At 59.3% G+C, this 19,751-nt stretch carries 15 protein-coding genes and 3 pseudogenes; 7 read left to right on the top strand and 11 right to left on the bottom strand.

Annotated elements, in window-relative coordinates:
* Positions 1-241 precede the first annotated feature (241 nt).
* Positions 242-1,390, bottom strand: a complete 1,149-nt coding sequence (gene ltrA, locus ACSKB8_RS23565; protein ID WP_438106697.1) for a group II intron reverse transcriptase/maturase — start codon at positions 1,388-1,390, stop codon at positions 242-244.
* A gap of 553 nt (positions 1,391-1,943) precedes the next feature.
* On the bottom strand, positions 1,944-2,282 hold the full coding sequence (locus ACSKB8_RS23560; protein ID WP_438106696.1) for a nuclear transport factor 2 family protein: 339 nt from the start codon (positions 2,280-2,282) through the stop codon (positions 1,944-1,946).
* A 156-nt stretch (positions 2,283-2,438) separates the two neighbouring features.
* On the opposite strand from ACSKB8_RS23560, the gene ACSKB8_RS23555 reads away from it, so the two are divergent.
* Both ACSKB8_RS23555 and ACSKB8_RS23550 read left to right on the top strand, forming a co-directional pair.
* Positions 2,439-4,646, top strand: a complete 2,208-nt coding sequence (locus tag ACSKB8_RS23555; RefSeq protein WP_438106694.1) for a LuxR C-terminal-related transcriptional regulator — start codon at positions 2,439-2,441, stop codon at positions 4,644-4,646.
* Between the two features lie 640 nt (positions 4,647-5,286).
* The gene (locus ACSKB8_RS23550; RefSeq protein ID WP_438106692.1) at positions 5,287-5,742 is read left to right on the top strand and encodes a hypothetical protein; all 456 of its coding nucleotides are present in this window, start codon (positions 5,287-5,289) and stop codon (positions 5,740-5,742) included.
* Between the two features lie 371 nt (positions 5,743-6,113).
* On the opposite strand, the gene ACSKB8_RS23545 is transcribed toward ACSKB8_RS23550, so the two are convergent.
* On the bottom strand, positions 6,114-7,136 hold the full coding sequence (locus ACSKB8_RS23545; protein ID WP_438106690.1) for an IS110 family transposase: 1,023 nt from the start codon (positions 7,134-7,136) through the stop codon (positions 6,114-6,116).
* Between the two features lie 216 nt (positions 7,137-7,352).
* On the opposite strand from ACSKB8_RS23545, the pseudogene ACSKB8_RS23540 reads away from it, so the two are divergent.
* Together ACSKB8_RS23540 and ACSKB8_RS23535 are read left to right on the top strand one after the other, a co-directional pair.
* Positions 7,353-8,184 (top strand): annotated as a pseudogene (locus tag ACSKB8_RS23540) (IS110 family transposase).
* 582 nt (positions 8,185-8,766) lie between these two features.
* A pseudogene (locus tag ACSKB8_RS23535) lies at positions 8,767-9,708 on the top strand (IS630 family transposase).
* A 232-nt stretch (positions 9,709-9,940) separates the two neighbouring features.
* Here the strand turns inward: ACSKB8_RS23535 and ACSKB8_RS23530 are convergent.
* The 4 genes from ACSKB8_RS23530 to ACSKB8_RS23515 all read right to left on the bottom strand — a co-directional run bounded on the left by ACSKB8_RS23530 (position 9,941) and on the right by ACSKB8_RS23515 (position 13,876).
* Positions 9,941-10,297: a hypothetical protein gene (locus ACSKB8_RS23530; RefSeq protein WP_438106688.1), complete on the bottom strand. Its 357-nt coding sequence runs from the start codon at positions 10,295-10,297 to the stop codon at positions 9,941-9,943.
* A gap of 247 nt (positions 10,298-10,544) precedes the next feature.
* Positions 10,545-10,766, bottom strand: coding sequence for a hypothetical protein (locus ACSKB8_RS23525; protein WP_438106687.1), 222 nt, complete (start codon positions 10,764-10,766; stop codon positions 10,545-10,547).
* 1,051 nt (positions 10,767-11,817) lie between these two features.
* Positions 11,818-12,231 (bottom strand): SRPBCC family protein, encoded by a 414-nt coding sequence (locus tag ACSKB8_RS23520; protein WP_438106685.1) that lies wholly within the window; start codon positions 12,229-12,231, stop codon positions 11,818-11,820.
* A gap of 313 nt (positions 12,232-12,544) precedes the next feature.
* Positions 12,545-13,876, bottom strand: a complete 1,332-nt coding sequence (locus ACSKB8_RS23515) for an adenylate/guanylate cyclase domain-containing protein (RefSeq protein WP_438106684.1) — start codon at positions 13,874-13,876, stop codon at positions 12,545-12,547.
* 443 nt (positions 13,877-14,319) lie between these two features.
* On the opposite strand from ACSKB8_RS23515, the gene ACSKB8_RS23510 reads away from it, so the two are divergent.
* The 3 genes and pseudogenes from ACSKB8_RS23510 (at position 14,320) to ACSKB8_RS23500 (ending at position 16,442) form a co-directional block, all read left to right on the top strand.
* Positions 14,320-15,102 (top strand): nucleotidyltransferase family protein, encoded by a 783-nt coding sequence (locus ACSKB8_RS23510; RefSeq protein WP_438106682.1) that lies wholly within the window; start codon positions 14,320-14,322, stop codon positions 15,100-15,102.
* 4 nt (positions 15,103-15,106) lie between these two features.
* Positions 15,107-15,830, top strand: a pseudogene (locus ACSKB8_RS23505) (metallophosphoesterase family protein).
* 336 nt (positions 15,831-16,166) lie between these two features.
* Positions 16,167-16,442, top strand: coding sequence for a hypothetical protein (locus tag ACSKB8_RS23500; RefSeq protein ID WP_438106680.1), 276 nt, complete (start codon positions 16,167-16,169; stop codon positions 16,440-16,442).
* A gap of 323 nt (positions 16,443-16,765) precedes the next feature.
* Here ACSKB8_RS23500 and ACSKB8_RS23495 read toward each other — a convergent pair whose 3' ends face one another.
* Genes ACSKB8_RS23495 through ACSKB8_RS23480 form a run of 4 tightly spaced genes read right to left on the bottom strand, consistent with a single transcriptional unit; the run spans position 16,766 to position 19,712 of the window.
* Complete coding sequence (locus tag ACSKB8_RS23495) at positions 16,766-17,143, bottom strand: NUDIX hydrolase (protein ID WP_091898249.1); 378 nt, start codon at positions 17,141-17,143, stop codon at positions 16,766-16,768.
* A 3-nt stretch (positions 17,144-17,146) separates the two neighbouring features.
* Positions 17,147-18,097 carry an endonuclease/exonuclease/phosphatase family protein gene (locus ACSKB8_RS23490; protein WP_438106677.1) on the bottom strand — a complete coding sequence of 317 codons (951 nt, stop codon included), beginning with the start codon at positions 18,095-18,097 and terminating at the stop codon, positions 17,147-17,149.
* Positions 17,986-18,795: a carbohydrate ABC transporter permease gene (locus tag ACSKB8_RS23485; RefSeq protein WP_438106676.1), complete on the bottom strand. Its 810-nt coding sequence runs from the start codon at positions 18,793-18,795 to the stop codon at positions 17,986-17,988. The genes ACSKB8_RS23490 and ACSKB8_RS23485 overlap by 112 nt, the downstream gene beginning before the upstream one ends.
* The gene (locus tag ACSKB8_RS23480) at positions 18,792-19,712 is read right to left on the bottom strand and encodes a carbohydrate ABC transporter permease (RefSeq protein ID WP_438110648.1); all 921 of its coding nucleotides are present in this window, start codon (positions 19,710-19,712) and stop codon (positions 18,792-18,794) included. Before ACSKB8_RS23480 ends, ACSKB8_RS23485 begins: the two co-directional genes overlap by 4 nt.
* Positions 19,713-19,751 lie beyond the last annotated feature (39 nt).

The following is a 19,751-nucleotide window of genomic DNA, read 5'->3' as shown; positions in this document are numbered from 1 at the left end:
AAGACTTCTGAATTTGCGTCTGAGCCGACCATTGCTTCGCTTCCACCTCGGCTATTCGCAGTAGATCGGACATTGGTCCTCGTCCACGTCTACCGCCACTTTTGGATCCGAGGCGGACTTTGATCAGGGCTGTAGCAGCGAGAGGAGGCGTTGTCGGTCTTGATGGCGCCGACGCTGGTTCTCGCGCAATATTTCGAGTTCTTTTTCAGCGTTGTCCGTATTCAGACCCTGCCGCCTCAATTCAATAATCAGCGCCTCTTGCGCCGCAAGCTGCCGCTCCCCGGTTCAACTTACCCACCAGCTCTGTGGTTTCTTGCCATGTCCCCGTTCGGACCGTCAGCGCATGGATTTGCTCGACCATACGCTTGATGCTCTTCTTCGATGGCCGGTACCCCAGGCGTGCCTGGCCGGTTCTCTCTGAGTACATCCGCCCGAACGAATAGCCCAAGAAGTCGAACTCCTCTTCCGGGACCTTACAGATTTGTGTCTTTTCCTCGTTGACCATCAGCTTCAGCTTTCCCATGATCATGCGCAATTGACGCAAGGCTTCTTCAGCCTTGCCCCGTTTACAGAAGATTACGAGGTCGTCGGCATAGGTCACGATGCGAGAGCCGAGGCTTTGCTCGAGACCGAGCATCTTCCATCCCAGCACAAACCGGCGCATGTAAAGATTCGCCAGCAATGGTGAGATGGGTGAGCCTTGCGGGATGCCGCGCCGCTTGTCCCGTGCCTCGGTCGTCCGTTTCTTCCTTCCTCGATCATCGGTTTCTTCCACGGGACATTCCAGCCACATCTTGATCAGATGCAGCACGCGCCGATCAACAATCCGACGCGCTACCGACTTTAGAAGTTCGGCATGTGGAATGCTCCCGAAGTAGTCCGCGAGGTCGGCGTCTACGACTTCCGGGTGGCCGCGGAACAGCTGCTCTTCCACCTCGACCACCGCCTGTTGGGCATTTCGCCCGGGACGGTACGCGTACTGTTCGGGTGGAAGGTCGGCTTCGAAGATCGGTTCTAGCACCAGCATCGCTGCCGTCATGCAGATTCGATCGCGCAAGGTCGAGATGCCCAATGGCCTGAGTTTGCCATTGGCCTTCGGTATGTACACTCTTCTGATAGGGTCCGGTCGATACGTCTCCTGCCTGAGCGCAAGCGCCAGTTCGCCAAGCCACCGCTGCACCCCGTACGCCTCGATGTCCGCGAAGTCCTGACCGTCCACGCCCGGTGCGCCCTTGTTGGAGCGGCATTGGGCATAGGCATGGGCCAAGATGTCTTCCCGGCTGATCTTGTCGTACAGGGCGTAGAAGCGGTAGCCAGCTTCTGCCTTCGCTTTCGCGTGCAACGCGGTCTGCAGTTTCTGAACACTCTTCGGAGTTGATAGGCTGCCCAATCCCCAGGTCCCTCACTACGTCTTGCGTTCGTCTTGAACTGAGGTCCCTTCCCTCCACCGGCGTTACCCGGCTTCACCAGTACTATGAACCCCTCCGCATCCCCACGGCGTCCGGCCTGTCCCTCGCGGGCGTCCGGTTGATCATCCCTGACCACGTCGTAGGGCCTCCCGTGTTGCGTACGCTTTCCTTGTGTACATGCTGTCGCCACTACCCCGGCGCAGCGGCTGGGTGGATTTCGCTCGTTATCCCAGCCGTATCAGCCTTCCCCGAAAGGGTTGTCGGGTCGGCCTGCGCATCGTCCTTTTCGAGGCTTGCTCGGCGTTCACTCGCGTTACGGCCTGCACACTCGCGCTGTCACCAATTCGTGACACGCTAATCGAAGGCTTCAGCCACTTCGTTACCTCCATGACTGCTCCGAATGCTTCCGGCTGGAGCGTTTGCCGGGTGGGGTTTGCACCCACTGGAAAGCGCCGCCTTCTCACGGCGCACACCCAGGGCGGACGTTGGCACCCTCGCGCCGCAAGTCCAGCACGTGACCCACTGCGGCTTGGATCACGCCGCGTGTGAGGGATTGCAGTTTAGCTCCTTGATCCTCCCGGCGGTGTCAAACGCGAAAAGGGCGCTCATCACACCAGTATCGGTGATGTACGAGATAACGGTCCCGTCATTTTGCGAGGGATTGAGATCGTACAACTTGCCGGCCGGATGCTCTCGGAGGCGATCGACCCAATAGGCTCGAAGTGCCTCCCGGCTGTTAATGGTTTTGACGTCGCCACCGCAGCCGCAGTGAACCACGGCATCTTCGGCATACATTTCTAAGATCGCCTCGATATCGCCCGCGCGGTAGGCATCGAGCCAGTCAATCGCAACCGCCATCGGGTCAAATGACATATTTTCTCACCCAAAATGCCCAGAAAGCTCGCGGTTCCATGTCCCGTCAACGCCGCCAAACCTCTTTCTTCATTCAATTATTAATTGTATTTTAATGCCTCACCCGGCCTCGGCCATATGCCAAAGCACATAGATGGCCGGGCCGAGGCAGCGTGCATGTTAAACGTGTCTGCGAAGCAGGGGATATTCCAGCGCACCCGGCTTATGATCGTAGATCGACAACCGATCGTTCTACAGGGGCTGAAATCGATACTCGGAGTCCAGCAGGACTTCGACGTTGTCGCGTCATGCAGCGACGGGACAAGTTGCCTCGAAGCAATTCGGATTTTGATACCCGACGTCGCGCTTATTGCCGACACGCTGCCGGACCTGACGGTATCTGGGATACTCGCCATTGCGAAAGCGGAGAATCTTTCCACGCATTTGGTGTTCTTTACCGAATCCGAATCCGACCACGATCTAACCGCGGCGATTGCTGCCGGCGCCTGCAGCGCAATTTCGAAGTGCGCCTCCCCCGACACCATGTTGCGACTGCTGCGAGCGTTGACGCAGCGGCCCGAGCAGTTAGATCTCTCGCCAACCGGGAAGGAAGCTGACGGTCCCGGCAAAATTGAAAAGAGACTGGAGGTTTTGACACACCGGGAACGTCAAATCGTGCAACTGGTGTCAGAAGGAATGTCGAACAAGGCGATCGCGCGCCAGTTAAACGTTTCACCAGGGACAGTCAAAGTACACCTGTACAATATATTTCAGAAGCTTGAGATCACCAACAGGACTGTGCTCGCTACCCTCGCGTTGTTAAAACATTCCTCCGGCTTCGGCACGCTCGCGCTGGCCTTTCTGGCGATCGCCATTGCGGACGAACTCAAGGCGTCGGAAGCGAGCGACATGCTTCCGAATGACGACAGCATCAGCCAGGCGGGAGAGCACGCCGAATATGACCCCTGGAAGAAAGCTATTCTCCGGCACCTCACCGCCTGGGAATCCGCCGAGATGTCCCCACTTACCCAGAGTGACGTTTTTGCCAAGCTGAGCCAAGTCACGGGCCCGGCGGCGGCCATGGAAGCGCTGCGCCCAGTTGAGCAATCTGCAGGCTCGAAACCGTGGAAAGACTACGGTCCTGTTGGATCGAGCACACCCAATCTTCCTGCGCCTCGACGGCGAGAAACCAGCGGCACACAGATTGGAGGTGAACCGACTCCGGACCATCCGATGTCGCTTCACGGAGGATATGGCACCTTCGCCACTCTCGCAGGCGCGTTGATCTACGCACTGCACGACCCTCATCTCGCCGTGCAGCCGCATGACCCGGGTAAGGCGTTGATCGACAGCCTCGTGGTCGTCGCCGAAGAGAATGTGGCCACAAGCCCGGCCGCGATCGCTCATGCCAATGCCAATCGTGTAGACAACTCAGCCCCGGGTTTCCATTCGCTCGATTCCCACCTGCCTTCCGGAGATGTGACCAGGGGAAACGAAAGCGTCGCGGGAGAAGACGCTCGGAGCCAAATGATTCATGGCGCCGAGGGCAACATACTCCAAAAACCTGTTCGCTTAGTGGAGGCCGGTCACGATGCCAGTATTGGCGGAGACAGCCACGATCAGCTGTTGGGCGGCAAAGTTGGTGAAAACGATGTTCATCGCTCCCCGATCGATTCCAATTCTACCTCTTCCCACTCTGCCTTCGATTTCGGATCGGGGTCGAGCAGGATCAATCTTGCGGCTTTCGGAGCGCTTGCATGGTTGCATAAGACAGCAGCAAGCAAGTCCATACCGCCACATACCCTTGCCTGGATCTACAACTCCGCAACCAATGAAACGATCGTCTATGTGAATCCGACCGATCGTGTTCTCGGTATCGGAGATCGCGCCCTGCTGGAAATCCATCTGCAGGGGATCGTATCTCTCGCGGAAGCGGATTTCGCCGACCACCGAGAAGGCGCAGCTGCCGCCGTCACCTTGGAGAAGCTCGAACAAGCGCTGGCATCGGCGAGGCCTCTCGGTGAGACTGTTCTGAGTCAGGACAGTGTCCAGGTCAGCATCGACGCGAGCGAGAGCACGCCCGGGACGGCGGCCATTCTGGCCGACCACGGCTTGGGGTTCCAGTTCGGGCAGACCCGGAACTTGGGGGGAGCGGCAAGGTTCAGAACCCTCACCAGCGATTCGGCGCCATCAACGGAAGAGAGCGCTGCGTCTGGCGAGTCGGTTCGCTTATCATCGATCGAGCCTGCTCAAAGCGCGACGGCAACGGCAGTCGCAAATGTCACATCGAAGAGTGCTTCGATCAATGCGGATGCCGGCGTTTCGTCGACTGAGCTGGTGATCGTCCAAGAGCGTCGCAGTGGCCGACAGCGCGGACCGCGGTAACTCGCAGCACGCTTTGGAGTCAGGGTTTGCAAGAGCGGCAGCCACGGAATCGACTGAAGCTGAATCCAAACCGGGCGATGGCGTCAGGAATGGCACTCCGGCTACGGACGCTGCGGGGGCGTCAGCGAAGACGGCAGAACCAGGCGGCGCGGAACACGGCAAATCCGGGCACTCAACCGCGGCAAACGCGCCGGAAACAGCCGAGAACGTCAACTCGAGCGTCGCAGTGGCCGACAGCGCGGACCGCGGTAACTCGCAGCACGCTTCGGAATCAGAGTCTGCAAAGGCGGCAGCCACGGAATCGACTGAAGCTGAATCCAAACCGGGGAATGGCGTGGAGCAGCACGCTCTGGCTATGGACGCTGCGGGGGCGTCAGCGAAGGCGGCAGAACCAGGCGGCGCGGAACACGGCAAATCCGGGCACTCAACCGCGGCAAACGCGCCGGAAACAACCGAGAACGTCAAATCAAGCGTCGCAACGGCCGTTAGCGCGGGCCACGGCGATTCGCAGCACGCTTCAGGGCCAGCCTCTACAAAGGCGGCAGCGAGCGAATCGACTGAAGCTGGTGTCAAACCGGACAATGGCGTCGGGAATGGCGCGGAGCATCACGCTCCGGCTTCGGACGCTGCTGGGGCGTCAGTGGCAGTGAAGACGGCAGAACCGGTCGCCGTGGAACACGGTGACTTGAGACACGATTTAAACTCAGCCTCTGCAAACGCACAGCAAGCAGCCGACATCATAGATCCGAGTGTCGCAACCGGCGGTGACGCCGGACGCGGAAACTCGCGGCGTGCTGCGCAATCTGCTGCAATCGCATCGACACAGCCGGCCAAAGCTGCGTTCGAGACGGGCGGCGCAGATCGAGAACCGGTGTTCCACTTCGATAGCGCCGCAGCTCCTTCTACTGTCATCGCGAGAGTCGAGCTTAAGGAACTTAATGATCCGCTCGATCTGCGCGTTCCGCCCGGTCAGCCAGAGGACCTCGAGATGATCATCAAAATGGTCCTCAATGCACCGGGCGAACAGGCGGCCAACCACGGCAATAATGGTCCGCATCACGCCATTGGACCTGCGCCACATGACCTGCTGATTTGAAGCGTTCCATCGTCATTGACCGAGATGGGCAGGAGCGCGGCAGCGAGAGCGTGATGTTGAGCAGGCTGCCGCCAACATAGGCCGCCGATGTGAGATCCCCCCGCGTCCGCAGCTTCGCGACTTCCGCTCTTGATGCTGTTGTCTAATCGCTGCCGGGGCGTCAAGCATATAATCCCTGAGGAGACACTGCCGGGTGCATGGTTGTCTTCGCGGTCGGCATCAGCCGCCGCATGATGGAGCTTCGCGGGACGAGCCTTCAATGTGGACGACGCACTTTGCTGAGTCAGCAATGCAACAGCATCAGCGGAATGGCTCGGCTCACGTCCCGGCAGGGACGCCTTAGGCGTTCGGGTTCCGAACGCGATCTGGACTTATGCGGCGGCTCCGGCATTCGGGTTAAACAGCTCGCCGGTCTTAAGCATCGTATGCATTATTACCGCCAGTTTGCGGCCACAGCCACGGCAGCTCTTTTGAAGCCGATCCTCTGCCGGAGCTGCAGACCCCACGTGCGCAGCGTGCTGTGGGTTGAGCTGCGCGTCAGAATGACCGCCGCCGCTTCGTAGAGAAGCCCTCGCAAATTGTGGTTCACGTCGGGATATATGGCCGTGATAATCGACTTCTCCGGATTGGTAGCGGCGCGTTGTTAGCCCGATCCACGCACCGACAGATCGGGACTTCCTGAAGTTGTCAGGCTCCTCAATTGCTGTGGTAAAGGAGGTTGCGGTGATCGCACCGATGCCAGGAATCGACATGAGGATGCGGCAAGCCTGACTCTGGCGCGCGTCCCGCACCAATTGGCGTCCGAGTTCGGCGGCGCGGAGGCGAATGCCGCGCCAGGCTTCCAGCATCGGCAGCACGATGGATGCAAGTCCGTCCTGGTCGGCAAGAAGGCTCCGCACATTCTTCTCGAAGGTGCTTCCCTTTCCGGCGGGAACGAGCAGACCGAAGGTTTTCATGACACCGCGGATCTGGTTGGAAAGCTCGGTAGTGATTCGGACCAGCCGCGTCCGCGCTGCGACAAGCGTGCGGGTCAGCATGCTGTCGAAGCCCTTCACACGCACCTCACGAAAGAACCCGACTTCCGCGAGCTGCGCCAGACCATCGGCGTCGTTCGCGTCCGTCTTATTCGTTGCCATATCGAGCGCCGCTTTAGCATGGCGCGCATCGATGCAGATCGCCGGCAACCCTTCGGTGCGCAGAGAATGATAGAACCATACCGACAGCGGTCCGGTCTCGAATACCACGCGTTTCACGGATGGCGCCCGCTTGCGGATAAGCTCGGCGACAATGCTGGGATCAGAAGCGCACTTGCCGCGCCAGATCCGTTCACCTGCTCGGCGGATCGAGACTGCCGTCTCTTTCATCGACACGTCGAGACCAATATACTCTTCCATGGCTGTTCTCCATTCGATGCTTGGGCCCGGCGTCCAGTCGTGAGCCCGTATTTCCATCCTATCGGGGAACAGCCACCAGCTTCCATTGTCGGTTGGGACTGATTCAGGGGCGACTCGCTCCCGCGATTACCCCATGTGGACGGCTCCTCCACCGGCACGAGAGTGCCAAGGTATGGGCACCGTTTTTGAGGCTCCCACGATTCGGAGGAGCAGCCTATGCAGTCAATTTCGACGATCGGTCTGGATATTGCGAAGTCGGTCTTTCAAGTGCATGGCCGGGCAAGTGGTCATACGGCGTCAACTCAAGCGCCGTTTCGTGCTGTCCTTCTTGTGCCGACCAAAACGGTCGAGCAACAGAGCTGTCTGATGCTTCATCGAGCGCGCCACCTCTTCATCCGCCAGCAGACTGCCGTCATCAACTTCAATCCGCGCCTATCTTGCCGAGTTCGGGATTGTCGCCCCGGTCGGGCGCCGGGGCGTCGATCAGTTGCTGGAAGTCGTCGCCGATACAGCTGACCGCCGGCTCCCGGAGGTGGCCCGCGCATGTCTTGCTGCTCTCGGCAGTCAATTGCGGGCGCTGAAGGTGCAAATCCTGGAGTTCGACAGGCGCATTGTCGCCTGGCATCGATCGAGCGCGACGAGCAAGCGACTGGACGCGATCCCTGGTGTCGGTCCGGCGCTGGTCGCGCGCGTTGCTGATGCCAAGGCGTTCCGATCGGGTCGAGACTTCTCGGCCTGGGTTGGGCTCGTGCCGAAGCAGAACTCGAGCGGAGGCAAGGACAAGCTTGGCAGTATCAGCAAGCAGGGCGATCGCTATTTGCGCAGCCTGTTCACAGCCGGCGCACTCGCCGTGATCCGCTATGCCAAGATCCATGGAACGGGGCCTCGACCCTGGCTCTCCGCATTGCTGGCGCGGCGAGCAACTAAGGTCGCTGCCATCGCGCTCGCCAACAAACTCGCCAGGATAGCCTGGGCGATGATGGCGAGGAACGAACGCTACAAGGAACCCGCCGTAAATGAGATTACGCCGGACATGCGTGTGACGTAACGGTTGGAAGGGCGAACAGCACTTAATGCAGCGCCGGTCGATCCGGCGATCAGGACAACCCACACGGGCCATGGCATCTCCGAAATGCGTGCTTTTGATCGGGACCTGATCCGCGGAGGGCATTATGGCCAGCGGTCACGTGAACCGCGCAAACAGGCCGAACACATGGCCGCTCCGACCAACGCCGCAAAGTAAAGATTCTCCTTGCCAACCCGGAGCCGTCCACACATGGCCCAACTCGGACCTCTGGTAAGGTCAGCTATCGCGTAGCTATCAGGGGCGCAGCAGACATCCACGCGCCGATCGCGATTTACGAGTGCGTGCCCTACCCCGATTTCCGGCCAATCAATGTCAGCGAGCGTGACGTGCCACTGCCCGAAGATCTGCCAACGTGATCTTGCCGGACCGCGCAGCGGCAATCAGTTGTTCTGCAATTTATTTGCGGGTTTCGTGGTAGCCGTGGTGAGGAGGTAACTCGCAGCAGATTTCTTCTAGAGCATGTTGTTTTTTGCCGGAATCGGGATTCCCTGCGGGGAGGATTTCTGATTCAAGCTCCATGCTGGAAAGCGGAGGCCAGCATGGATGACGCGACCGCTTTCGGAAGACATTCGCGAACGCGCTCTTGCGCGAGCTGACGCGGGCGAGACCGTTCGTTCGATCGCAGAAGCGCTTCAGATCAGCCCTTCCTGTGTGACGAAGTGGAAGAATCTGCGGCGGGAGACCGGAGGCGTTTCTCCGGCAAGATCGGCGGTCACAAGAAGCCGGTTCTGTCCGGCACCAATGCCGACTGGCTGCGCAAACGCATTCACTCCGGCCCATTCACTTTGCGGAAGCTGACGGAGGAACTGGCTGCGCGCGGGATCAAGACAGACGTGCGGGCGGTGTGGACGTTCGTTCACGCCGAAGGGCTGAGCTTCAAAAAAAACGGTCCTGCCGGCCGAACAAGATCGTCCCGATATCGCCCGTAAACGGACGCGCTGGAAGACCCATCAGGGCAGGATCGACGCTTCGCGCCTGGTCTTTATCGACGAGACCTGGATCAAAACCAACATGGCGCCGCTGCGAGGCTGGGGGCCGAGCGGGCAACGTCTCCAGGCGTCTGCGCCTTTCGGCCATTGGAAGACCATGACCTTCATCGCGGCGCTGCGCCACGATCGGATCAGCGCGCCATGGGTCATCGACGGCCCAATCAATGGCGAGCTCTTCACCCTTTATATCGAACAGGTACTGGCGCCGACCCTCGCAAAAGGTGAACTCGTCATCCTCGATAATCTCGGCAGTCACAAGGGCAAGGCGGCGCGCAACGCCATCCGCGCCACAGGAGCACATCTGCTCTTCCTGCCGCCCTACAGCCCCGACCTCAACCCGATCGAGCAGGTCTTCGCCAAGCTCAAACACCTGATGCGAGCCGCCCAGACACGTGATGTCGAAGCGACTTGGCGCAAGGTCGGCGAACTCCTCGACCTCTTCTCCAAGGAGGAGTGCGCCAACTATCTCAAAAATTCAGGGTATGTTTCCGTATAAAAACATCACGCTCTAGTACGGCATCCAGATTTGCTTGTGTGCGATCAATTCACTCATAATCAACCCCTCCTTGAGGGTCGTTCTGATCGGACTCGTGGCAAGGGTCCATTCCGGGAAACCACCGCAACATAGGCATCCCTGGCCACGACTTGAGCAGACCCCTGAATTCCCCCGATTCTTTCGCTGCATCTGCCCTCGCGTGGAACCGAAACCTTCTTACTCAATGTGGAGTTTAAGCGACGGGGCTCGCAGTGGAATGAGTCGAGCCATGACCCAGAGCGATGTGTTTCTTACTTTCACAAGCGTTGCTCTCCTGATCGAGATCGGGCGTTTCATCGCACTCGGGGTAATCTGAATCAGCCTTGTCTTCGCCACCACGACCTAAGTCGCGGTGGATTCCGACCAATGGAGTTCTCTTCGTCGTGGGAACGATCGAGGGCGCCTCGATGTCCAGCTCGCGAAGTCGCTGCATCTGCCTTTTGAGGCTTGAGGGCAACTCGACTTCCTCTCGCAGCAATCCACGCAGACGCTCTCCAATCTCATGAGCGATTGCGCGGCCGTGTGTCTGGTCAATGCTGATGTTGGGCATGCTCGTTCGGTCCCGTGAGCCTGGTCAAAACGATTACTCGGGCCTTCCAAGCCCTGCCACGATCCAATACTTCCGTTTCTGGAAGGAGAGGCGGAGACCGTTGCCTTTGGCAATCTGCGCGGGCGCTGGTTTCCTAAACAGCGGTATCCCCGCGACATGCGCTGTTTGTGGGAACAGCGGGCGACCGTCTCATGTGTTAATGCCGCGACGGGATGATCGTTCCCGGTTGTACACCAAATGCCAATTCTCATGCGGCGTTGGCCGGGCGACTTTGCGGATATGCGTTCACTTCGATTTCAACGACGTCCTTCGATCGCCGTCGAAGGTGGTAAAATGCAAGTTCATGTTCGAGCATTGGGCAGTGGAAACTAACGAGCGCTGTATCTGGCAATCGGCAGAGTTCATCGATGAGATCGCCCACAGTAATGATCGGGGGATCGGCGGTCGCATTGCGGATAGCCTTACTCATGGCGCTACTCCTTGCGCTAACCTGCCCTAATCGTCCCAGACCAACCTTGTGCAAGCCCGCGCTCGAGGACGTGGACGGTCTTGCGGTGTGCAGTATGAAGGAGAGTTTGGAGGAGCCGGAGCGGACGGGGGATATCGCCGATCGTCCGCCGGATTGACTTCCGGAGAGAAAAAATCGACCACCATGGCCGCTCCTTTGCGTGCCTTCCGTTTCACAAAGTTAGCGAGGTTCGGTTTGGTTCCGTCTCCGCACACGTTCTGTTTTGATTCGTCGAAGAGAGTGCAATGCCGCAAAGCCTCAGGATTCGTTCTCGTGCCCCGACCGCTTGTTGCGTCGCCCGACAGATGAAATGGATCCGCAGGCCGGGCATTTCACCATCACGAACGAGTCCCGCGCCGCACTTGGGTCATCATCAACCCAGTGCTGCACGAATTGATGCGTAGAGGGACAGCGGAACATAATCGCGGTCATTGCCACAGCATCGATCATTCGCTCGCGGCGATGATGACGCAGATCAATGCTGGGATGCTATCTCTCGGGTGGCTTCAGAGGACTTTCGATCAGCCGCGAACGATGGCAAATTTCATCGGATCGCTTTCGTCGCAAGTGGCGCAGCGATACTCCACCTCCTCCGACACTGACGGCGCAGCTTCCATCGGCCTATCGCAAATCGGACAGGTTTTCTGTCTCAAACATACGAATGGCATTGCTTCCTCAGCCCGCAGCAATGTCGGCCTAGTCTGGAAAGCTATCTATTCAAAGCGCTTAGCGGGGCACTCGGTTCTTTTACGGGTGTGCGTCGGTAGTAGGAGACCCCACCCGGTCCCAAGGCTTGGTCTTCGACTTGAAAACAGCGGCGCACCGGTCAAGCTGCCACATCCAGCAACAAGCGTCTAGGCTCATAGAATCCATGTCGGCCAAATCTTGTGATCAGTTCGAGTATATCCGGCCGTGATCCTAAGCCGACCGTTCACTATTCAGTTTTTGTCAGTTGCTCCGCGGAAACCGAAGACGCCCGTCAGCGACCACCATCTCCAGCCCTCGCACACCTTCACGTCTTCTCCTTCACCTCCACGTATCGCGCGAAGTTGTCGAGGATTGCCTGCCAACCGCCCTGCTGCTGCTCGACTGAGTGGGTCGGTTCGCTATCGAAGACAACGCGGACGAGAACGCCCTTCGGGCCGGGCAGGAACTCGACTTCGGCCTTTCGATCGCCGAACGCATATTCGATCCGCTCGTGTTCAGCGATCTTCGTATAGGTACCGGCGAAGTCGAAGCCCATGCTGCCGTCCTTGGCCTCCATGCGGGACGAGAAGGCGCCGCCATCCCGCAAGTCGACCGTAGCCTTGGTCGTATGCCAGTCGTCCGACGCTGCGTTCCACTTCACGATGTCGGCCGGCGTCGTATACGCACGCCAGACCTGATCGATCGGGGCTGCTACATTGGCTTTGACGGTGATTCTCATCGGTATTGCTCCAGTTCAATTTCAACGGCTCGAGGTAACGACACATCCGGGAAGTCCATCCAAGGACGATCGAGACCCATCCATGCCGACACGGTCCAGTCGTTAATGCGTAAGAATTTGAAAGCGTGTTGTTAGTAGGTCCTTTTAGCCATCCACGAGCGACCGCAAGCCAATTGGAGGTCGCCCCTTGCGGAGAGTCCCGATGTGGCCCAAAGACGAAGATCGCGATTGCGGCCGGCACGTCAGCAGCCGGGGCCGGACCGGACGTGGTAATCACGTGGCCAAACCGACGCGAATGACCCCGGAGCGGACATCACGTTGGCTGCACGATTGAAGCTGACCGCGCAGCGAAGATCCTCACCCCTTCGACCAGTCCCTTGAGCGCATGAACGCCACGATCCTCGAAGTGGAGACCAGAACCCGCAACCAGATCCCTGAGTACACTCGACGTTAGGATCTCCCCCGGGGCAGCCAGTTGAGCAACCCGAGCTGCGACGTGTACGGCAATCCCGCCAATATCATTCGGCAAAATCTCTATCTCCCCGGTGTGCAGACCGGCCCGAACTTCCAGGCCCAGGTCGCGTACGGCTTCACGGACAGCCTCGGCGCAACGTACTGCACGGGCGGGACCGTCGAACGTTGCAACAAACCCATCGCCGGTCGTCCTGATTTCCTTGCCACGAAATCGAGCGAACTCGCGACGCACGCTCGCGTCATGCCTCACCAAAAGGTGGCGCCATTCGCGGTCGCCAAGCGAGCATGCGCGCTCTGTCGAACCAACAATATCGGTGATCAATACTGTCGCCAAACAACGTTCCATTTCGTAATGAGAGCGCGACCCGGTCAAGAATTCTTCTATTTCGTCGAGAATCCGTTGTGAGTCGCCTGCACAGAACAGGTGATCATTGCCTAATAACTCGACGTAGCGCGCACCGGCAATGTGTGCGGCCAGATAACGACTCGCCGCGACATTCACGCGCGGGTCATCTGTTCTGTGCATTATCAACGTGGGTACGTGAATGACGGGTAAGACGCCGCGGATGTCAATTTCGCTGTTCATCCGCATGAGTGTCTTCACGGCCAACGGGCTGGCGCCGAGCCGCTCGAAGCGAGCCCACCAGTTGCGAAACGCCCTGTCTTGAGCAAGGCTCGGTGCAAACCCGGGAACAAGCGCTCCGCTCCCCCACGACTGTTCAACCTCTTCCAAGAAACTGGCAAGTTTTTCTGGCGACATCACGGCCGTCGAAAATAGCCCGTAAGAGCCATAGAGTACGAGAGCAAGGGTGCGGCCAGGATGTGTGGCAGCGAACAGCAGTGACATCGGACCGCCCTCGGAAATGCCGAGGAATGCTGCGCGCTTCGAACCGACCGCGTCCATCACCGCACGCGCGTCATCCATTCGCTCCTCAAGCGTAGGAATTGCCGTAACCTGATCTGATAACCCGGTTCCTCGCTTATCAAAGCAGATCAAGCGAGCGAACGAGGCGAGCCGTTCCATGAAGCCGGCCCAGCGAGGTTCATCCCAAACGTGATCGACATGCGAGATAAATCCCGGTACCCAGACAAGATCGAATGGACCGTTGCCAATGACCTGATAAGCGATATGGACCTCGCCGCTTCTGGCGTATCGGGTTTCGGGAAGCATCACTAATCATTCCGCCTGATGCGATCGGAATTGAAGCTTTTACTATTTAGCACACGCCGCTAGTCGGCGGCTCTCATTTTCGCCCAAAGGCGGGACATTCCGACGGCTCGTTCCATGTCGGATTTTGGCCCGCCTCGGACCTCTGGTGGGGTGGGCTATCGCGCCGCTATCAGGGGTATAGCGGACCTCACCGCATACGCCCATGTTGTCGACCGCCGTGCGCAGATGTTTGACGCGCTTCTCTGGCTCGCTGAAGACTTATCGAATTTGAAGACGAATCAATTCCTCAACGTCGCCAAGGCACGCTGAAAGCGAAGTCCATCGACCATTGCGAACCGGTTTGTTGCCGGTGGGACCTAGGGCGCGCGGAACTTTGCATGGTCTATTCGATTGTCGAACAGGGACCCTCATGGCCGAAGCCGATGAGCTTCGAGTGAACTATTATGGCCAAGGAGACCACTGGATCGATAGAGACGATCGCTGCGGCCGCCGAGCCGATCGTGCCATCGGCCCGCGCCGAGGTGTTTTACACTCAGGCCTTGCGCGAGCTCGCGAAGCTGGATCTGCCGTTTCTTTTGGCCGGCACGTATGCGCTCAGCGCCTATACCGGCGTGGTGCGCGCTACCAAAGATCTCGATATCGTGTGCAAGCCGACTGACTATCCACGTGTTCTCAACCACTTCCGCAACCTCGGGTACACCGTCGCAATCGAGGACGAACGCTGGCTCGGCAAGGTCTTCCAGGACGAGCACTTTTTCGATGTGATCTTCGCTTTCTGGCATGGCATGGCTCCCGTGACCGACCAATGGTTCGAATCCGCGCCGCGCATCGAGGTGTTCGGTACGCCGATGCGCATCATCGCCCCGACGGAGTTGATCTGGTCCAAGGCCTTCGTCCAGCTGCGGCACCGTTACGATGGCCCGGATATCGCGCATCTCATTCTCAAGCAGCACGATCAGATCGACTGGCGGCGTCTGCTTGCCTACATGGAGCTGCATTGGGAGGTGCTTCTGGCACATCTACTCAACTTCCGCTGGGCCTATCCGAGCGAGCGCGATTGCCTGCCGCGCTGGCTGATGGACGAACTGGTCGCCCGCCTGAAGACCCAGTTCGAACTTCCTCCTCCGCGCGTGAAGATATGTCGGGGGCGCCTGTTTTCGCAGGTCGATTATGCCCCGGCCGTTGAGGAATGGGGCTTTGCCGACGCAGACCAGGATAGCGAGTAGCGCGATGTCCGAAAAACCCGACACGCTCACCTTCGCTGCCATTGGCGATCTCCACGTGAAGGAGGACCGCACGTTGTCCTTCCGGGAACTCTTTGCCGAGCTCTCGACCAAGGCCCGGGTGCTCGTCCTTTGCGGCGACCTCACTGACCTCGGCAAGCCGTCCGAAGCGGAACTTCTGGCGGAGGATTTGCGCGCCTGCTCCATTCCCGTTGTCGGCGTGCTCGGAAACCACGACTACGAGTTCCGGGCAGACTGAAGACGTAAAGAGCATTTTGAAGGGCGCCGGAATGCACCTGCTCAACGGGCAGTCGTACGAAATCGATGGCGTCGCCTTCGTCGGCGTGAAGGGCTTCATCGGTGGGTTCGGCCGCCGCATGCTCGCTTCGTTCGGCGAGGCCGTCGTCAAGAGCCTGGTCGCCGAGGCCGTCAACGAAGCGACGCGCCTCGAAAATGCGATGCGCGCGGTGGCGAGCAAGCAGGCTGTTGTCGTCCTTCACTATGCGCCGATTCTCGATACGGTTGAAGGCGAGCCGCTGGAGATTCTTCCGTTCCTCGGCTCGTCACGCCTCGGCGAAACGATCGATCGATTTACGGTGAGTGCGGTCGTTCACGGCCATGCTCATCAGGGCCGCTATGAAGGCCGCACGCCCGGAGGCGCGCGGGTTTACAACGTGGCGCGGTCAATCAAGAAGCCCAGCGGTCGACCCTACGCCTTGATTCAGGTTTGAGGCGGGCTGCCACGGCGAAGCCCGTGGCTCCGAGCTCTTTGACGCTATGGACCTCGATATTGGGCGTTTCGTTAATGCGCAGTGTCGAAGTTGGCCTGCTCGACCCGACCATTCTTGACCGTGATCTCGCCATAGAGCGCCGCGGTCGCGCCGAAAATGATTCCGCTCTCGGCGACAAACGCGCGCGCGGGAGCAGCAGTTTTTTTTGCAGGGGCGCGTGCGCAGTCATGAGTGTAAGCGAAGCGGATTGTTTCGAGGTGCTGTCCTCAAAGGGACTCACGTAGAAACAACGGCTCGGTGAGTTCGCGGCCATCATTGCATACATTGGAGGGTCTCATGCGATTCATTCTCCGTGTTCTCGCCGCATCCGTAGTTCTCGTCTTCTATCTTCCCGTAATCTCGGGAGTAACGCTTGCGATTGCTGATGCAACTGGCGGGTTGCCGGGCACTCTCACCGGCTGGTGGAAGTATATCGGCGATGTGATCGCCGAAGGCGCTGGCTTTTCTGCAAGCTACAAAGAGAACATGTTCACTATATGGGGCATCGCGGCGCTCCTCAGCGTCATTGGTCACACACTGCTTTCGATTTCGAGGGCGTGGATGCATCGATGAGGAATTTCGGGAAACCCCGCTGCTTGCCTGAACGCAACCGAAGGGAAGGACTGCGCGGTCGTGTACCAGGTCGCTCGCGGCCTGCGAGGCAGTCCGCTTCTGGCGCTCCTGAGACATGCTGGGCTGGCCGAACGTCCGGTTTGTGCCAAGAACGCCTCCCCAACTCAGGTTTGGGGCCACCAAGCTCCGACCCCGGCTGTGAAAAGGAAGCGGAGAGCTCAGCGCAGTATGAAGCTGTCTAAGAGCGGCAGGTACGCCTAGAAGGTTTTGGTGACCTGTCGGCGTCGGTCATGCTCCGCATAGTGAGGGACCAAACGGAAGGCTCATTCTGGAAACAGCTTGTCGCGAATGTATCGCGAGGTTGGCGTCAGTTTGAGTCCGCGCGGTTTTCGCCATGCCGCCCTGTCGATCTCCCTCTTGTCCCCGATCTTTAATGGACCTGAAACCTTCTTGGTCAGGAAGATCGCGTCGCTCATCTTTCGGCCGGTGAGGCGATTCTTGCCATTGACTTCCTTCCACAGCCTCAGCTCACCAAGCCTGAGCTTGGGTAGCTCTTCGGTAATCTCGCGACGGAGACACTTTCTCTCACTCTCGCCGGCTCGCCTGCGGCCGCCCGGAAACATCCAATGCTTGTCGCGTCGACGTCTGACCAGGAGTACCCTGCCCTTCCGCGCGACCACAAGTTTTGATGACTTCGCCATTCTCTATTCCGCCAGTTCGATCGCAACAGGTTGGTGATCGGAAGCATCGGTCGCTTCGTTGACGTCGATTCTGCGAACCTGACTGATCAGATCTTCGGTCACGAAAATGAAGTCGCGACAGTCCGGGCCATCGACCCATTGCGCGCGGTCGTAGATTCCGCAAGTCGGTGCGCGCGGGCGGTCGGCACGACTAGCGGTCCATGCATCCCGATAGGTCAGACCGGGCCGGCTGGACCGGTCGATCAAGGCATGCTGGGGGTCGCTGACGTCGAAATTGAAATCGCCGCACATCAAGCTCGAGGCAGCGACGGTCTGGCTTCCATACGGCTCATCGTACCGGGAACCGGCCTGCCTGGGATTCACCGACGCCTCCTCCTGCAAATCCAGCAGCCTCGCGACCTGCGCTTCGCGCTGGTCGGTTGAATGAAACTCGAGATGCGTGTTGACGATGCGAATCGCGCCGAATGAGGCCTGCACCGTCACCTCCAGGGCGTGACGGCGCATGCTGCGCACTTTGGCCGCGCCTGGCCACGGCAGCAGGTGATTGGCGATTTGTAGCACCGGCAATCGCGAGAGCGTCATGTTGCCGAAGCGGTGGAGGTTGCCATCACCATCGACCGTCTCGATCGCCGGCCGGAATATTGCGGAGTAGCCGGGCAGCAGGGCTGCGAGCTGCGCACTCTGATCCGCACCATCGCCGAATCTCGAAAAATTGGCGCTCACCTCCTGGAAGCAGAACACGTCCGCATCGAGCGTCTGCCTTGCGACGGCGACGATCCGCGCCAGATCGGTCACCCCGTCGCAACCTTTTCCGCACTGGATGTTCCAGGTGAGAAGCCGCATTACCGGATACCTGCACGCATGAATGACTGAACGAACTGGCGCTGGAACAGCAGAAACGCGATCAGCAGCGGCGCCATCGTCATCACGGTTGCCGCCGTGATCACCGACCAATCCACGCCGGTTTCAGGCGCGCCGAACACGGCAAGACCTACCGTGAGCGGCCGTGCTTCCACCGAATTCGTGACGATCAGCGGCCACAGGAAGTTGTTCCAGTGATAGCTGACCGAGACGAGGCCAAACGCGACGTAGGTCGGACGGGCCAGCGGGACGTAAACTCGCCACAGGATTGCCAGCGGCCCTGCTCCCTCGACACGAGCGGCCTCGACCAGTTCCTGGGGCACACTCTCGAAGGTCTGGCGGAGCAGGAAGATGCCGAAGGCGCTCGCCAGATAGGGCAACGCGATCGCAGGGATCGTATCCAGCAGGCCAAGCCGCGAGATCGCGCGATAGTTCTCGACGATGAGAACGTCGGGCATAATCATCAGCTGGAGCAGAACGAGCGCGAAGGCGATGCCGCTGCCCCTGAATTTGAAGCGCGCAAAGGCGTAAGCCGCCAGCGTTGACAAGATGAGCTGCCCGACCAGGATCAACGTCACCAGGACGACCGTGTTCAGATAATAGCGGGCAAACGGCGCCTGCCGCCAGGCCCGTCCAAAATTCTCCAGCGTCCAGGGCGCGGATAGGCTGAACGAGGTCGCATAGGCGGCCGGATGCAGCGCACTCCAGAAGGCATAGGCCAACGGCGCAAGCCAGATCAGAGCGAGCACCCAGGCCGCGACGGCCTCGACGGGATGTGTTCGGCCTCTCATTGGTAGTGGATCCTGCGATCGAGATAGCCGAACTTGATCAGCGCGACCGCGCTCAGGATCACCAGAAGCACTGCCGTCAGCGTTGCGGCGTAAGAGGAGTCCTGGAAGGTGAAGGCGACTTCATAGATGTAGTAGAGTAGCAGCGTGCTGGCGTTGTTCGGCCCGCCCTTGGTCATGATGACGAGGTGGTCCACCAGCTTGAACGAGTTGATGACCGCGTTGATCGCCACGAACAGTGTGGTCGGCATCAACAACGGAAACGTGATCCGGCGGAACGTATACCATCGGCTTGCGCCTTCGATGGAGGCGGCTTCTTCGAGATCCGGCGACAGTTGCTGCAGCGCCGCCAGATAGAAGATCATGAAGAAGCCGGCCTCCTTCCAGATCACCATGACGATCAGACACCCCATGACCGTCGAGGGATCGCCAAGCCAGTTCCAGCCGGCGAGACCGAAAACGCCGCGCAACTGATCCAGCAGGCCGTAATCCGGCGTGTAGAAGAACAGCCAGATGTTGGCGACCGCGATCATCGGCAGCACGGTCGGCGTGAAGTAGGCGAGACGCAGAAAGCCGCGGCCGCGCATGTTGCGATTGACCCAGATCGCCATCACGAGCGCGAGCGCGATCGAAGTCGGAATCGTGCCGAGCGCGAACCAGAAATTGTTGACCAGCGCCTTCCAGAAGATCGGATCGGCGACCATCCCCTGATAACTGTCGAGGCCGACGAAGACCTCGGTGCCGTTGCGTTTGGTGATGAACAGCGAATGCCGGATCGTCGCCAGGATCGGGTAATGGGTGAACGCTATCAGCAGGACGGCTGCCGGCAACAGCAGCAGCCAGGCGTTCACAGCATTCCGCCACGCCTGCGATCCAGCGCGGCGTTCAGAAATTAGCGATGCGGCCGCGGCGTCGGACATTTCCGAGGAAGCGGGACGGCGGCGTACCGCCATCCCGCA

The organism is Bradyrhizobium sp. BR 1432 (assembly GCF_051547705.1).
GTDB classification, from domain to species: Bacteria; Pseudomonadota; Alphaproteobacteria; order Rhizobiales; family Xanthobacteraceae; genus Bradyrhizobium; species Bradyrhizobium zhanjiangense.
This window is presented reverse-complemented; position numbering and strand designations above follow the sequence as displayed.